12 protein-coding genes are annotated in these 16,781 nt (G+C 57.8%); 11 read left to right on the top strand and 1 reads right to left on the bottom strand.

All coding sequences use genetic code 11. The features are described from left to right. The first annotated feature begins 148 nt into the window (after nt 1–148). Nucleotides 149–2,350: a RelA/SpoT family protein gene (locus ALIPUT_RS08140; protein ID WP_004329394.1), complete on the top strand. Its 2,202-nt coding sequence runs from the start codon at nt 149–151 to the stop codon at nt 2,348–2,350. 485 nt (nt 2,351–2,835) lie between these two features. Here ALIPUT_RS08140 and ALIPUT_RS08135 read toward each other — a convergent pair whose 3' ends face one another. Next, on the bottom strand, nt 2,836–3,825 hold the full coding sequence (locus tag ALIPUT_RS08135; RefSeq protein ID WP_004329391.1) for a polyprenyl synthetase family protein: 990 nt from the start codon (nt 3,823–3,825) through the stop codon (nt 2,836–2,838). Nucleotides 3,826–4,004: 179 nt separating this feature from the next. Here ALIPUT_RS08135 and ALIPUT_RS08130 point away from each other — a divergent pair, with 179 nt between their 5' ends. The 10 genes from ALIPUT_RS08130 to ALIPUT_RS08085 all read left to right on the top strand — a co-directional run bounded on the left by ALIPUT_RS08130 (nt 4,005) and on the right by ALIPUT_RS08085 (nt 16,615). Then, the gene (locus tag ALIPUT_RS08130) at nt 4,005–6,485 is read left to right on the top strand and encodes a YfhO family protein (RefSeq protein ID WP_004329390.1); all 2,481 of its coding nucleotides are present in this window, start codon (nt 4,005–4,007) and stop codon (nt 6,483–6,485) included. Continuing rightward, a complete protein-coding gene (locus tag ALIPUT_RS08125) occupies nt 6,457–7,338 on the top strand; it encodes a cell division protein FtsX (RefSeq protein ID WP_004329389.1) in 882 nt (293 codons plus the stop codon). Before ALIPUT_RS08130 ends, ALIPUT_RS08125 begins: the two co-directional genes overlap by 29 nt. Before the next feature lie 13 nt (nt 7,339–7,351). Next, nucleotides 7,352–7,600, top strand: a complete 249-nt coding sequence (locus tag ALIPUT_RS08120; RefSeq protein ID WP_004329388.1) for a DUF3098 domain-containing protein — start codon at nt 7,352–7,354, stop codon at nt 7,598–7,600. Between the two features lie 79 nt (nt 7,601–7,679). Then, a complete protein-coding gene (locus ALIPUT_RS08115) occupies nt 7,680–8,492 on the top strand; it encodes an undecaprenyl-diphosphate phosphatase (protein WP_004329387.1) in 813 nt (270 codons plus the stop codon). Nucleotides 8,493–8,532: 40 nt separating this feature from the next. Continuing rightward, nucleotides 8,533–9,222, top strand: coding sequence for a tRNA pseudouridine(55) synthase TruB (gene truB, locus ALIPUT_RS08110; RefSeq protein ID WP_040293717.1), 690 nt, complete (start codon nt 8,533–8,535; stop codon nt 9,220–9,222). Nucleotides 9,223–9,328: 106 nt separating this feature from the next. After that, on the top strand, nt 9,329–10,378 hold the full coding sequence (gene queA, locus ALIPUT_RS08105) for a tRNA preQ1(34) S-adenosylmethionine ribosyltransferase-isomerase QueA (RefSeq protein ID WP_004329385.1): 1,050 nt from the start codon (nt 9,329–9,331) through the stop codon (nt 10,376–10,378). A gap of 258 nt (nt 10,379–10,636) precedes the next feature. Next, nucleotides 10,637–11,446: a glycogen/starch synthase gene (locus ALIPUT_RS08100; protein WP_022460777.1), complete on the top strand. Its 810-nt coding sequence runs from the start codon at nt 10,637–10,639 to the stop codon at nt 11,444–11,446. Beyond that, nucleotides 11,430–13,031: a DUF4270 domain-containing protein gene (locus ALIPUT_RS08095; protein WP_004329383.1), complete on the top strand. Its 1,602-nt coding sequence runs from the start codon at nt 11,430–11,432 to the stop codon at nt 13,029–13,031. The genes ALIPUT_RS08100 and ALIPUT_RS08095 overlap by 17 nt, the downstream gene beginning before the upstream one ends. Before the next feature lie 69 nt (nt 13,032–13,100). Further along, nucleotides 13,101–15,398, top strand: coding sequence for a type I DNA topoisomerase (gene topA, locus ALIPUT_RS08090; RefSeq protein WP_004329382.1), 2,298 nt, complete (start codon nt 13,101–13,103; stop codon nt 15,396–15,398). A gap of 17 nt (nt 15,399–15,415) precedes the next feature. After that, nucleotides 15,416–16,615, top strand: coding sequence for a C1 family peptidase (locus ALIPUT_RS08085; RefSeq protein ID WP_004329381.1), 1,200 nt, complete (start codon nt 15,416–15,418; stop codon nt 16,613–16,615). Nucleotides 16,616–16,781 lie beyond the last annotated feature (166 nt).

Raw genomic sequence — 16,781 nt, 5'->3', positions numbered from 1 at the left:
AGACGACGTATAATTCTGTTCTACAAAGATACGTTTTTTATACAACTGCATCGGTTTTTGCACAAGATTATTCCGTGAAATCCCCGACGGCGCTTTGCGATGCCGAAGATTTTCGCTACTTTTGAAAAACAGTAAAACTTTCCGGAAAATGGATTTGACCCGTTATGACAAGCTGCGCAGCGCGATCCGCCGAACGCTCTCGCCCGACGAGGCGGCCGCAGCCGACCGCGCCCTGGAATATGCTGCCGAACATACCGCTTCGCAGGTACGACACGACGGCTCGCCGATGCTGGACCACGCCGCCGAAGTAGCGCGGATCGGGCTGGAGGAGATCGGGCTGGGAGGCGACTCGGTCGTGGCCGCCATTCTCCACGACGTAGTCCGCACAGCCAGTCGGCAGGACGAAGAGACATTCCTGCGGCTGACGGACGAGATCCGGGACCGCTTCGGCAAGGAGGTGCTCGGCATGACCGTAAGTCTGAGCCACATCTCCGATATTCGCCTGAAAGCCTCCCGGGAGCAGGCGGAAAATTTCCGCGAGCTGATCGTCTCCTATTCGGAAGATCCGCGCGTGATCCTGATCAAGCTGGCCGACCGGCTCGAGGTGATGCGCCGCCTCGAAATTTTCCCCCGCGAAAAGTGGCGCAAGAAGAGCTGGGAGAGCCTCAACCTCTACGCCCAAATCGCCCACAAACTGGGTCTATACAACATCAAGAGCGAACTCGAAGACATCGCCCTGCGCTATCTCGAACCCCAGGACTACCAGCATATCGCCGACAAACTGGCCGAGACCGAAAGCGAACGCCGGGCCTTCATCGCCCGCGTCCTCGAACCCATCACGCAGCGGCTCGACCAGGCGGGGCTGCGCTATCACGTCAAGAGCCGCACCAAGTCGATCTTCTCGATCTGGAACAAGATGCGCAAGCAGCACGTCCCGTTCGAGGGGGTATATGACATCTTCGCCATCCGTATCATCCTGGACTGTCCGCTCGAAGAGGAGAAGCAGCAATGCTGGACGGTCTATTCGATCGTCACGGATTTCTACACGCCCAATCCCGAGCGGATGCGCGACTGGATCTCCATCCCCAAATCCAACGGCTACGAATCGCTCCACACCACCGTCGCCACCAAAGAGGGACGGTGGGTCGAAATCCAGATCCGCACCGAGCGGATGGACGCCGTGGCGGAGCGGGGCATCGCGGCCCACTGGCGCTACAAAGGCGTAAACGCGGGATCGGACGGGAGCGAAATGTGGATGAAACAACTCCGGGAGCTAATGGAAGACAAGACCCGTCCGCTGGCCCAGAACTTCGACGCCAAGCCCTCCTCGGGCGAAATTTTCGTCTTCACCCCCGGCGGCGACCTGCGCAAGCTGCCCGAAGGAGCCACGGTGCTGGATTTCGCCTTCGACATCCACACCTCGCTGGGGCTCACCTGCTCGGGCGGCAAGGTCAATAACCGTCCGGCGGCGATCCGCGACGTACTCCACAACGGAGACATCGTCGAAGTGCTGACGCAGAAGAATCAGAAGCCCAAAGCCGACTGGCTGGGGTTCGTCACCACGTCGAAGGCCCGCACCCGGATCAAGGCCTCGCTGCGCGAGGAGCACACCAAGAACGCCCGTCTGGGACGGGAAGAATTGGAACGCAAACTCAAGAACTGGAAACTGCCCCTGACCGTCGATGAAGGGGTCGGCATCCTCTGCAAGCACTTCAAACTCCGCACGGGAACGGAACTTTACGCCTCGATCGGCACCGAAAAGATCGACCTCATGCAGATCAAGGAGCTGCTTCAGGCCCATCTGTCGGGCGAAGCGGAGGAAGAGCGCCGGGCCGCAGCAGCAGCCATCGAGTCCGAAAAACGACGCAAAGCCGAAAAAGTTTCGACCCAGAGCAGCGGCGACGCACTCATCATCGACGAAAAGATCGGACAGCTCGACTACAAACTGGCCAAATGCTGCAATCCGATCCACGGCGACGAAATCTTCGGCTTCATCACCGTAGGTGCCGGCATCACGATCCACCGTACGGACTGCCCCAACGCACAGCGTCTCCGCAGAAACTACCCCTACCGGGTACTCGAAGCCCGCTGGCGCGACGAAGCGCAGGGCGCGTTCCGGGTGTCGATCCGCGTGGTGGCCAGCGACACGACGGGGATGATCAACCACATCGCCGAAGTAATCAACCGCGACCTGAAGTTGAGCATCCGCTCGATGAACCTGTCGCCGGGCGGCGGCCTGCTCTCGGGCGTGATCCACGTCGAAGTGCCCGGTACGGGCATGGTCGATATGCTGATCCACTCGATCCTGCGGATCAAAGGCGTGCAGAAAGCCTACCGCGTCAATAACTGAAAACGCCCCGAAAAGAGAAAGCCGCCTTTATCAGGCGGCTTCTTCGTCGCATCCGACGGGTCGGCAACCCGCCAGCGCATCATAAAAAGCAGTAAAAAAAGATACAAAACAGCCCGCAGAAAACCACCCTCGACCTGCAAGTGTATCCTGTCATAAAAAAGAGTGTGTTGAAATGAAAATTTCAGGCACGATCCTAAAGGGTGTCGGAATGGATGCAAGGCAAGGCATTGAGGGTAAGGGTGACAGTCTTTTACTATGGCAAATGACTTAACCCGTATCCCGATAATAACTACCGTTGTGTGTCATTCGGACACACCGCCATACACCTGTTCGGGTCCCATGTCCGGAAATTTACAACGGACCTCCGCCGATCGGACAATCCGCACTCCCGCCCGGAAATCCGAGCCGAGCCGCAGAAAATCCAGACAACAGGTCAAAAATTCGCACGAGGAACCCGGAACCAAGCTGCACGGGCAACCGCTTCCCTACCGGTCCCGCTCACCGACATAGACACAGAGGTTGGCCAATGCGTCGCGGTATTCGGAAGGTTCGTATTCGGAGAGCACGGACATCGCCCGCGTGAGGTATTCCTGCATGACGCGGGCCGCCTTTTCCATACCGCCCTCGTTCTCGACGATGTGCTGCAAATATTCGACCGACTCATCCTCCTCGTGGCAACGGGCCAGCCGGGCCAGCAACTCCCTGCGGCGCTCCTCGCCGACGGACTCGAGCACCGTGAGCAGCGGCAGGGTCACCTTGTGTTCGCGCAAGTCGTTGTTGGAGGGCTTGCCCGTACGGGCCGTGCGGGTATAGTCCAGAATGTCGTCCTGAATCTGGAACGCCATGCCTATCGACTCGCCGAACTTGCGCATGAGCGCCTGTTTTTCACGGGACGCACCGACGGCCAGCGCTCCGGCCGAAGCGCTCACCCCGATCAGGCAGGCGGTTTTCTTGTAGATGATATCCAGGTACGACGCCCGCGTCATCTCCTGCCGGTTCGCCTTGTCGTTTTGCAGAATCTCTCCCTCGCAGAGCGTGGCGATGGCACCGCAAACGTGAGTCACCAGGTCGAACTGGCCGCTCTTGAGGCCGAGGTCCATGTTTTTGGCCAGGATGTAATCTCCGACTACGACCGCATTGCGCGACTGCCAGCGGGCATTGACCGAAGCCCGGCCCCGGCGCATGTCCGATTCGTCGATCACATCGTCGTGGATGAGCGAGGCCACGTGGATCATCTCGACCAACGTGGCTGCGAGCAGTGCGCGCAGACCGCCGCTGCGCTGCCCCGCCGGAGCGTTGAGCGCCGCAGACAGCAGCACCGTCATCGGACGAATCCCCTTGCCCCGCGCCGAGAGCGCATAATCGAGCATCTCGGAGAGCAACGTGCCGTCCGCCGTGAATTTTTGCCGGATGAACTGCTCGAAGGCCTCCAGATCACCCTCGACCGGCTTGCGGATCATATCGAGTGTTACCATAACCGAACTTTTGTTTACGTCGAAAAAAGGTTAGCCGAATACAGAGCGATTGTCTCCCCGCCGGAATACAACCGCCCCGAGCCTGGGATCAATCCGTGCAAAGGTAGTGATTTTTCGCTGAGTCGGGGAGGAAACTCAATGTTTTTTCGTACCTTTGGCAATCGACAAAAACATTCCAGATGACCCGCTTCAAAGAGATTCTCCCGAAAGTGCTGCCGACGGGCGCGGCCCTGCTGCTCTTCTTCATCGTCAGCGCCCTCTATTTCGCCCCCCAGTTTCGCGGCGAAGTGCTGCCACAGCACGACGTGCAGCAATACGAAGGCATGGCCAAGGAGATCTGGGACAACCGCGCCCAAACGGGCGAAGATCCCCAGTGGGCGGGGCGGATGTTCGGCGGCATGCCCGCCTACCTGATCAATGTAGCCTACCCGGCACAGCTAGTCAAAAACACGGCAGGACAGATCGTTAAAATTATAAATACTCCCGCAGCCTTCGTCTTCTTCGCCATGGTTTCCATGTGGCTGATGCTCCCGATCGTCGGGGTGAATCCCTGGGTCGGCATCATTCCGTCGCTCATGTACGGCCTTTCGACCTACTTTTTCCTCATCATCGGCGCGGGTCACGTGACCAAAATGTGGGCACTGGTATATGCCCCCCTGATGATGGGCGGCGCATGGCTTACGCTGCGGGGTAACATGTGGCTCGGCGGGGCGCTCACGGCCCTTTTCGCCTCGCTCGAAATCGGCGCCAACCATCCGCAGATCACCTACTATTTCCTGCTGGCCATGGCCGCGCTGTGGATCAGCGAAGGAATCGTCGCCTTCCGAAAAAAGCACCTGCCTTCGTTCGTCCGCCGCACGGCGGTACTGCTGGCCGCAGGCATTCTGGCCGTCGGCTCGAACTTCGCTCCTCTGTGGTACACGATGCACCACTCGAAACAGACCATCCGCGGCGGTTCGGAACTCGCCGCCGGCGAGGAAACCTCCCAGGAAGGGTTGGCACTCGATTACGCTACGGCCTGGAGCTACGGACGCGCCGAAAGCTGGAACCTGTTGATTCCCGACTTCATGGGCGGCGATTCGGGTCGGGCGTTCACACGCGACGGCAAGGTAGCCGAGGCCTTGAAACCGTACGGGCTGGAGGGTATCGCGGAGCAACTGCCCGCCTACTGGGGGCAGCAGCCCTACACTGCCGGACCGACCTACCTGGGCGCCGCCGCCCTGTTCCTGGCTCTGCTGGGACTCCTGCTGGCATCGGGACGCAACAAGTGGTGGATCGCAGCCGTCAGTCTGCTGACGCTTTTGCTGGCCTGGGGACATAATTTCATGGGATTCACCGAATTCGCCTTCAAATACCTGCCCGGCTACAACAAGTTCCGCACCGTATCGATGGCCCTCGTGGTGGTCGAATGGACGGTTCCCCTGCTCGCGGCGTTGGCTCTGATGCCCCTCTGGCGGGGAGAGGTGCCGCGTCGAAAACTCCTGCGGGCCCTCGCCTGGGCCGGAGGCATCACGGGCGGTTTCTGCCTGCTCTTCGCCGTGGCCGGCAGCGCGATCTTCGACTTCGGCCGGACGGAAGCCGCCGATTTCATGAGCCGCCAATACTACCAGATGTTCCAAGCCGCAGGTATGCAGGAAGCCATCGCACAGGGCGCTCCCGAAGAGTTGGGAGAGGTGACGGCCGACGCCATGGCCGCCGACCGGGCCGCGATCATGCGCTCCGATGCCTGGCGCTCGCTCGTAATGATCGCCCTCGCGGCGGGCAGCGTGCTGCTCTTCGCCCTGGGACGGATCAGACGGGGCTGGCTCATAGCGCTGCTCGGCGTGATCGTTCTGATCGACCTGGTGCCGGTCAACCTGCGCTACCTGCCTCAAAGCCGCTTCGTCGCCGCACGGCGCCAGCAGATACAGCCCACGGAAGCCGACCGCGCGATCCTGCGCGACCCGGAACCCGGATTCCGGGTGCTGAACCTCACGGTCAGCCCCTTCAACGATGCTACGACCTCCTACTTCCATCGCTCGGTGGGCGGCTACCACGGCGCCAAACTGGCCCGCTACCAGGACTTGATCGAGCGTTATCTCACGTCGATGGACGAGGGCGTACTCGACATGCTCAACACGCGTTACCTCATCCGCTTCGACCCGACGGGACAGCCCGTCGCCGAATTGCGGGCCACAGCCAACGGCCCGGCCTGGTTCGTCCAGGAGGTCGTCGATGCGGACACTCCGCAGAAAGAAATCGACGCACTGGGGCGCATCGACACCAAAACGGCGGCTGTCATCAACACCCGTGAGTTCGATATCCGCCCCCTGATCGGCGGCGAAGGGGAAATCCGTCTGGAGGAGTACCGGCCCAATTATCTCCGGTACGAATACACGGCCACTGCGCCCGGTACGGCGATCTTCTCGGAGATCTACTACAAGGACGGCTGGACAGCCTATATCGACGGCATCGAAACTCCCTATTTCCGAGCCGACTACCTGCTGCGGGGAATGGAGCTCCCGGCCGGTACGCACACGGTCGAATGGCGGTTCCGCGCCCCCGGCTGGAACGTCGCCGAAGGCGTGACGCTCGCCTCGTCGCTCGCGATTCTCGCAGGCATCATTGCAACCGTTATACTCGTTTTACGCCATGAAAGACGACAAAAGACTCAAGCGTAAGGTACGCAATTCCTACATCGTTTCGAACATCAGCATCGCCCTGGTGCTCTTCCTGCTGGGATCGGTGGGATACCTCATGACGGCCGCCATGCAGGTGGCCCGCACGTTGCAGGAGAGCGTCACCGTCACCGTCGAGCTCCGCAACGGAGCGGACGAAAAACAAAAAGAATCGCTCCGCAAACGGTTCGAAGCCAACGAGCTGGTGAGCCATGTGGAATACAGCTCCAAAGACGATAAACTGAACGACACCGATTTCCGGCAGATGTTCGAACAGGAGTTCGAGGCGATCCTCGAAGAGAATCCGCTGCTCGACTCGTTCGAATTGACCCTGTCAGCCGATTCGGCGGACCCGGACAAGCTCGAAACCTTCATCGCCCAAATTGCCGAACTCGACGGCGTGGACCGGGTTTCCTATCCGGCACAGACCGTCGAGCGGCTGCATGCCACGATCGCGAAGATCCGGCTGGTGCTGCTACTCTTCGGCGGAGCCCTGCTCGTCATCTCGCTCATCCTGCTGAACAACACGATCCGGCTGGCGATCTTCTCGAAACGCTACCTGATTAACACGATGAAGCTCGTAGGGGCAACCAAATGGTTCATCATGCGACCGTTCCTGGGCAGCAGCATCACACAAGGCATTCTGTCGGGAATCATCGCATCGGCACTCTTCCTGACGGCCGTTTACGGACTGAACGAGGCGGTTCCGGAACTGATGTCGCTGGCCGAAACCATGAAAATCGGAATCATCGTGGGCGGCATGGTGTTGGGCGGCATCCTGATCTCGCTCTGCTTCACGTTCTTCGCCGTCAACAAGTTCGTCAACATGAAATCCAACAAGATCTATCTCTACTAAAAATCCCCGTACCATGAAAAAATTCAAGGAGATCAACGATAAAAACGATCCGAAGATGCCGCTCTCGCTCAAAAATTACATCCTGTTGCTCGCCGGACTGATCGTCATCATTCTGGGCTTCGTCCTGATGGCCGGCGGCGGCAGCGACTCGCCCGACGAGTTCAACTACGCCATGTTTTCCTGGCGCCGCATCACGCTCGCCCCGATCCTGGTGATCGGCGGCTTCATCTTCGAAATTTACGCCATTCTCAAACGATTCTGAATCCGGACTTCTCCGACCGCCGGAAGCCGGGTTGCAACCCGCGCTTCCCCGACACCGAAATATCCCCGAGAACTGTAAAATGGAAACCATTCAAGCTATCATCCTGGGCATCGTCCAGGGTCTGACCGAATTCCTGCCCGTATCGAGCAGCGGCCATCTGCAACTGGCCAAAGAACTGCTGGGCGTCGATCCCGAAGTGGGAGGACTCACCTTCGATCTCACGCTGCACGCCGCGACGGTCCTGAGCACGATCGTCGTGCTCTGGAGCGAAATCAAACGCTTGGTCGTGGGACTCTTCTCCAAACGATTCAACGCGGAACAGGCCTACGTGCTGAAGATCATCCTTTCGATGATCCCGGTAGTCATCGTGGGCTTCACGCTGGAACCTTTTCTCCAGTCGCTCGTCGAAGACCTGCCGAATCACGGCATCCTGCTGCTGGTCGGAACCATGCTGCTGGTCACGGCCGTACTGCTGACCTTCGCCTATTACGCCAAACCCCGCCACAAGGCGACCATCTCCTACCGCGACGCCTTCATCATCGGTCTGGCGCAGGCAGTCGCCACACTGCCGGGTCTGTCGCGCTCGGGCACGACGATCGCCACGGGACTGATCCTGGGCAACCGCAAGGAGAGCGTGGCCCAATTCTCCTTCCTGATGGTGCTGGCACCGATCCTGGGCAAAATGGTTCTCGATCTGATGAGCGGAGAACTGGCCGCCCAGAGCATCGGGACCGCCCCCCTGCTCGCCGGATTCGCTGCTGCGTTCGTAGTCGGCTGTCTGGCCTGCAAATTCATGATAAACATCGTTAAACGGGGAAAGCTCAACTGGTTCGCCATCTACTGTACGCTGGTCGGAGGGCTGGCCATCATCCGCTATTTCGTGATCCAATAATCCGCACATGACGCAACAATCCGAACTGAACCTACAGGGAATCGACTTCGAAGAGGGCTACATCGCCGTCATCGACAAACCGCTGGAGTGGACCTCCTCGGACGTAGTCCGCAAAATCAAGTTCGCCCTGCGCAGGGCCGGTTACCCGAAAATCAAGGTCGGCCATGCCGGAACACTCGATCCGCTCGCAACGGGCATCCTGCTGGTCTGCATCGGCAAGGCGACCAAAATGGCGGACGCCCTGCAAGCCGAGGAGAAAGAGTACGTCGCCGACCTGATGCTGGGCGCTACGACCCCCAGCTTCGACCTCGAACACCCCATCGACAGGACCTATCCCTTCGAACATATCACGCGCGAAGCGGTCGAGGAGGTACTCCGCTCGCTCACCGGCGAACGGCTGCAAACCCCGCCCCTCTATTCGGCCAAGAAGGTCGAAGGCGTCCGGGCCTACGAGCTGGCCCGCGCGGGCGAAGAGGTGGAACTGCGCAAAGCGCTCATCAACATCTACGAAATGGAGCTCATGGAATACGACCTGCCCCGCATCCGCATCCGGGTCCGGTGCAGCAAGGGGACCTACATCCGTTCGCTGGCCGGAGAGATCGGCCAGGCGCTCGGCAGCGGTGCGCACCTCACCTCGCTCTGCCGCACCCGCAGCGGAGGTTTTCGGCTCGATGCGGCGCACGAATTGAACTTTTTTCTCGAAAAACTGCAAAAAGCTGAAACAAAATAACTTATTTTTCGTATAGATAAATTGACGGTTTATCTTGCTCCGTACCCGCAAAACTGCCTGCAGCGCTGCCCACGGACCGAAAAAATGTTCGCAAATACTTTTAGCCATGAAACTATCGCAATACGGTTACGACTTCTCCGCCGACCTGCTGGCGAAATACCCGGCCGAAAACCGGGACGAATCCCGCCTGATGGTGGTCAATCGTGCCAAGGGCACCATCGAACACCGCATTTTCAAGGAGATCATCGAATACTTCGACGAAAAGGACCTCTTCATCTTCAACGACACGAAGGTTTTCCCCGCCCGTCTGTACGGCAACAAGGAGAAAACGGGCGCCGAGATCGAAATCTTCCTGCTGCGCGAACTCAACCGCGAGTTGCGCCTGTGGGACGTACTGGTGGATCCGGCCCGCAAAATCCGCATCGGCAACAAGCTCTACTTCGGCGACGACGACCTGCTGGTAGCCGAGGTGATCGACAATACCACTTCGCGGGGCCGCACGCTCCGGTTCCTGTTCGACGGGTCCTACGAAGAGTTCAAAGAAACCCTCTTCAAACTGGGCGAAACCCCGCTGCCCAAGTGGGTGCGCGAAAAGGTCGAGCCGGAAGACGCCGAGCGCTATCAGACCATTTTCGCCAGCAAAGAGGGTGCCGTAGCCGCTCCGACGGCCGGCATGCATTTCTCCAAGCACCTGTTCAAACGTATGGAGATCAAGGGGATCGAAAAGGCGTTCATCACGCTCCACGTCGGCCTGGGCAACTTCCGCACGGTCGATGTCGAAGACCTCTCGAAGCACAAGATGGACTCCGAACAGTTCTTCGTGGACGAACCCACGGCCGAAACGGTAAACAAGACCAAACGCGAAGGACATAAGATCGTTTCGATCGGCACGACGGTCATGCGAACGCTCGAAACGGCCGTTTCGACCGGCGGCATGATCAAGCCGATGGAGGGCTGGACCAACAAGTTCATCTTCGCCCCGTACGAATTTTCGGTGGCCGACGCCATGGTGACCAACTTCCAGCTTCCCTACTCGACCCAACTGATGATGGTTTCGGCATTCGGAGGTTACGACCTGATAATGAATGCCTACAAAATAGCCAAAGAGGAGGGCTACCGCTTCGGAACTTATGGCGACGCGATGCTGATTCTTTAAGAAAAATCACTATCTTTGCAGAAGATAGGAGGCGGTTCGGCAATCTTTTGCGTGCAAGCCCGCGCGATTGCTCTCATCTTTCACTATCTTTGCGAAAGATAAACTTTCGTGAAGTGAGGTACGGCAGCACGACAAGGCAACTTTTCGCATTGCATCCGGCCCGTGCCTTCTTCGCCGAGCAAGCTAAAAAATCATCGTTTCCGACCGGCGGGCACTCCGAGCACACCGCACCAGGAGATGAAGAAAAAATTTCAACCAATGGCATCGAACAGGATACTATACGTCTGTCAGGAAGTGGCTCCGTATGTCCCGGATACGGAAGGGGCGCTTCTGTGCCGGCGGCTCTCGCAGGCGATGCAGGAGCGCGGCAATGAAATCCGCACATTCATGCCCCGGTACGGCTGCATCAACGAACGGCGTCATCAACTGCATGAGGTGATCCGGCTCTCGGGTATGAACCTCATCATCGACGACAACGATCATCAACTGATTATCAAGGTCGCTTCGATTCCGTCAGCCCGAGTGCAGATCTATTTCATCGACAACGACGACTATTTCGCCCGCAAAGCCATTCTCCGGGATGCCGACGAAAACTATTTCGAAGACAACGACGAACGGGCCATCTTCTTCGCCCGGGGCGTACTCGAAACGGTCAAGAAACTGCGTTGGACGCCAACGGTCGTCCACTGCCACGGCTGGTTCTCGAGTATCGTGCCGATCTATCTGAAAAAGGTCTTCGCCGACGACCCGATTTTCAAGGAGGTCAAAATCGTCGTTTCGCTCTACGGCGACGGTTTCGACAAACCGCTGGATGCAGGAATGAAGGAGAAAATCGCCAACGAAGGCGTCAAAGACAAAAAACTGTCGATCCTCGACACCCCTTCATACGAAAACCTCTGCCGTTACGTTATGGAGTATGCCGACGGCATCATTCTGGCTTCCGATGCGGTAACCCCCGAAATTATCGAGTTGGTCCGCAACAGCGGCAAACCGCTCCTGGAATACCAGTCGCCCGACGCAGAGGACTTTTTCGACAACTACAACCGATTCTATGATTCGATCCAGTAAAATACGCCGGGCCGCCGAATTGGCCGCCGTTCTCACCGCAGCGGGCATGGTCTTCTTTACAGGTTGCACGAAAGTGGACGACCGGCTGGGCGCAGGCTACCAACCGGGGGATCAGCAGATGAAGATCGGTCTGAAAGTTTTCGCGCTCGCACCCGACGCCGAGCGGCCCTATTTCGAAACTCGACTCTACAAAACCGACTCTCTCAAGGCTTCCAACCTGGGAGAGGGGTATTTCGGTGTGATGCACGACGAAACTTTCGGGCGTCGCACGGCAGGTTTCCTGACCCAATACCGCGCCGTAGCCCTCTCCGATACGACCGGCTTCGGTTACCAGCCCATTTTCGACTCGATCGAACTCAAAATCAAAATCTCGAACTACGGAGGCGACACCCTCAAGCCGATGACGTACAACGTCTATGAGGTGATTTCGAACGATTACCTCAATCCCTCGCTGACAGCCCCGGCCGGAGCAGGCAGCGTCGCCGACACCCTTTTCTACCCGACCTTCGATCCGACCCCCTACCTCAACCCCAATCCGGTATTCACCTTCACCTTCCCCAACGGCACGACGACCGGACCGGCCACGGAGTACGTCACCCTGCAGCCTACGCCCGAAGGACGGGGGCTCATCAAGCGTCTGATGCTGCTCGAAGGCAAGTACAAGGGCGATATGACGATCTACCGCAATCCGGAGCTTTGGGTGGACTATTTCAACGGTATTTACATCAAGCCGGCCCAGGAAAATCCGTCGGGAGAAGGGAACCTGTTCGCTACGAACCTCGCGGAGTCGGGTCTTCTGATGTACACCCGCAGCCGGAACAGAACCGACCCGACGCTGATCCAGGATACGATCACGGCCAGCTACCTCTTCTACCGCGAAGACGATCCCTACGGCAATGTTTCGATCAATACCATCCGGCATGATTACACCGGCTCCAAGATCAATCCGGCCGACATCGACGAGCGGAACGAACAGCGGCCCCTGAACCCCAACGTATATGTCGAAGGGATGGACGGCGTAATCACGGAGCTGACCCTCACGGACGCCCTGTTCGAAGGAATCGAAGCCCTCTACAAGGAGGTTACGGACGAATCGGGCATGCCTTACACCTCGATCGCCATCAACCAGGCGGAACTGATGATCTACCTCGAAAAGAGCGATTACGATTGGGAAAAGATCGACGTGGGAGCCATCACTCCCCTGCTGGACGCATCATTCGAGCGCTTGGGCCTCTATGCCGATTACAAGCACGTACTGGGCATTTCGGATTACTATTACACCTACGAAAGGCTCTATTCAAGCCAGAACTTCCAGTTGCCGTACGGAGGTTACCTCAACCGCAGCCAAGGCTGTTATGTCATGGACATCACCAGTCACCTGCAGGAGGTATGGAACGGCTACCTGAAATCCCAGGGAATCGAAACCGGCGGCAGCCAAACGGAGAATCCCGCCCCCCGGACGATCTACATCGGACCCGAAGCCTACGGGCTCTTCACGATGCCCTATACATCGGCACAAGGCATGGAAAATACCGCAAACAACGCGCCGATCAAGCTGCGCCTGATTTACACGATGATAAAATAGCGAAGCACCTGCGGATAACCTAAGTACGAACTTAGGTTATCTTGCGTTAGTGAAAAGATACTGAATGTTATGCAGGAAAATTTAGTAATAGTCGAGTCCCCGGCCAAAGCCAAGACCATCGAAAAATTCCTGGGCAAGGATTTCGTCGTCAAGTCGAGCTTCGGGCATATCCGGGACCTCTCGAAAAAAGATCTCGGCGTCAATCTGGACAAGGACTACGAACCGGTCTATGAAATTCCGAGCGACAAACGCAAGGTTGTCGAGGAACTTTCGTCGCTGGCCAAGAAGACCAAGACCGTCTGGCTCGCGTCCGATGAAGACCGCGAAGGAGAGGCGATCGCCTGGCACCTCGCAGAGGTTCTCGGCCTGCCGATCGACCAAACCAAGCGAATCGTTTTCCACGAAATTACCAAACCGGCAATTCTGGCAGCCATCGAATCGCCCCGCACGATCGATATGAATCTGGTAAATGCCCAGCAGGCACGCCGCGTGCTGGACCGCCTGGTCGGATTCGAGCTATCGCCCCTGCTTTGGAAAAAGGTGCGGCCCCAACTCTCGGCCGGACGCGTACAGAGCGTCGCCGTACGGCTGCTGGTAGAGCGGGAGCGGGAGATCATCGCATTCCGCTCGACGCCCTACTACCGTGTCGTAGCACAGTTCTACGCCGCCGCCGATCCCGATAAAACCCTTTTCAAGGCGGAACTGTCCACCCGCTTCGATACCCGCGAGGAAGCAGAGACTTTCCTGCGCAGCTGCATCGACGCCCGGTTCACCGTCGCCAAAGCCGAGGAAAAACCGGCACAGCGCTACCCCGCGCCTCCGTTCACGACCTCGACGCTCCAGCAGGAGGCGGGCCGCAAACTCGGAATGTCGGTATCGCAGACGATGTCCGTGGCGCAGCACCTCTACGAGCAGGGTTTGATTACCTACATGCGTACCGACTCGGTAAATCTCTCGAAGCAGGCGATCGGCCAGTGCAAGGAGGAGATCATCAAACTTTTCGGTGAGAAATATTCGTCGGCACATAATTACAAGACAAAAACCAAAGGCGCACAGGAAGCCCACGAGGCGATCCGCCCGTCGTATATCGAGCGGCAGACGATCGAAGGCACTCCCGCCGAAAAGAAGTTGTACGACCTGATCTGGAAGCGGACGGTCGCCTCGCAGATGGTTCCTGCGGAGCTCGACCGCACCACGATCGTCATCGATATCTCCGGTTCGGACGCCCAGTTCGTCGCCACGGGCGAAGTGATCCGTTTCGACGGATTCCTGAAACTCTACTCGGAATCCACGGACGAGGAGCCGGGCGAAGAGGGATCGGGCATCCTCCCCAAAATGGCCCAAGGCGAGAGCGTCAATCCCGCGCAAATTACGGCCACGGAACGCTTCACCGCACCGCCGGCCCGCTATAACGAGGCTTCGCTCGTAAAACGGCTCGAAGAGCTCGGCATCGGACGTCCTTCGACCTATGCGCCGACCATCACGACGATCATCAACCGCGGGTACGTGGTCAAACAGAACAAGGAGGGCCAGAAACGCAGCTACGTGCAACTTACGCTGACCGGCAGCAAGATCGCCGAAAAAAGGCTTACCGAAACCTACGGCAAGGAGAAAAACCGACTCCAGCCGACCGATATCGGCATGGTGGTCAATGACTACCTCGAATCGCAATTCGAGCCGATCATGGACTACAACTTCACGGCCAACGTCGAAAAGGAGTTCGACCGCATCGCCGACGGAGAGATCACCTGGAACAGCATGATCGACGATTTTTACGGTCCTTTTCATAAAATGGTCGATCATGCGACCACGACCCAGACGACCAAAAACAACCAGATACGCATCCTGGGCACCGACCCCACTACGGGGCATACGGTAAAAGCCCGCATCGGCCGCTACGGTCCGATGGTCGAAATCGAAGGCAACGAAGGGGAAAAGAGCCGTTTCGCATCACTCAAGAAGGGGCAGTTGATCGAATCGCTCACCCTCGAAGAGGCTTTGGCGCTCTTCAGCCTGCCCCGCAACCTGGGGCCCTACGAAGGGGAAGATCTGGTCATCGGCATCGGAAAGTTCGGGCCCTACGTGCGGCACGGCAAATCGTTCGCATCGCTCGCCCGCACGGACGATCCCTATACGATCGGCTACGACCGCGCTGCGGAGCTCGTGCGCGAACAGCAGGCCCGCGCCGCTGCAGCGAACACTCCGCTCAAAACCTTCGCCGAAGAGCCCGAACTACTGATTAAAAACGGCCGTTACGGTCCTTATATCGCCTACAAAGGCAAGAACTACCGTATTCCCAAAGGGACCAAACCCGAGGAGATCACTCTCGAAGCGTGCATGAAAATCATTCAAACTTCTAAAAAATAACAAACCCCAAAATTACGATGAAAAAACTGCTGTTACTCGCAGGCCTGGCACTTATGGTGTGCTCCGCATCGGCCAAGAAACCTGCACAGAAGACCCAGGAGGAAGGCTACAAGTTCACCGACTTGACCACCGTACCGACCACTTCGGTCAAAGACCAGCACCGCAGCGGCACCTGCTGGTGTTATTCGGCTCTTTCGTTCCTGGAAAACGAAATTCTGCGGGCCGGCGGGCCGGAGATGGACCTGTCCGAAATGTGGATCGTCCGCAACATGTATTTCGATAAAGGCGTTAAATACGTCCGCCTGCACGGACATCTGAACTTTGCGGAAGGCGGTGCCGCCCACGACGTAATCGAAGGCATCAAGAAATACGGCATCGTACCCCAGGAGGTCTATCCGGGTCTGAACTACGGCACGGAGAAACCGGTCTTCGGCGAGCTCGACGCAGCACTGAAAGCCTACCTGGACGCAGTTATCAAGGCAAGAAACAACGGGGTGCTGACCACGGCCTGGCAAGACGGTCTGAATGCGCTGCTGGACACTTATTTCGGCGTGCGCCCTGAAAAATTCACCTACGAAGGCAAGGAATATACCCCCGAATCGTTCGCAGCGTCGCTGCCGATCAAGATGGACGACTATGTAGACGTAGGTTCCTTCACGCACCATCCGTTCTACACGGAGTTCATCATCGAAGTCCCCGACAACTGGATGTGGGGCACGGTTTACAACGTACCGCTGGAGGAGATGATGGCCGTGGTCGATAATGCCCTGGCCAACGGTTACTCGATCGAATGGGCTACCGACGTCAGCGAAAAGGGCTTCGACCGCATCAAGGCGATCGGAATCATTCCCGAAACCGACATCGACGGCATGGAGGGTACCGAGGCCGAGAAGTGGGGCAAATTGAGCGCCGCCGAGAAAGAGGCCGCCCTCTACAAGTTCGACAAACCCGTCAAGGAGAAGAAGATCACGCAGGAGATGCGCCAGATCGCTTTCGACAACTACGAAACTACGGACGACCACGGCATGGTAATCGTGGGTACGGCCGTCGATCAGCAGGGCAATCCCTTCTTCAAGGTAAAGAACTCGTGGGACGTACGTCCTCCCTACGACGGTTACTACTACTTCTCGCGTCCGTTCGTGGAGTACAAAACCCTGTCCGTTATGGTAAACAAGAACGCCATTCCGCAGGAGATCCGCACCAAACTCGGAATTTAATCCAAAACACAAAATCCAAAACAGAGCCGGTGGATCACCGGCTCTGTTTTTTATTATCGTAAAAGCTCTTTCTGCGCAGATATCCCTATCGTTACGACCAACGCCCGGAGGCACCCGACACCTCCTCGCTCCTGCTCCGTATTCAAGCCAAATCGGACGCGTGCAA

This window comes from Alistipes putredinis DSM 17216 (genome assembly GCF_000154465.1).
GTDB classification, from domain to species: Bacteria; Bacteroidota; Bacteroidia; order Bacteroidales; family Rikenellaceae; genus Alistipes; species Alistipes putredinis.
This window is presented reverse-complemented; position numbering and strand designations above follow the sequence as displayed.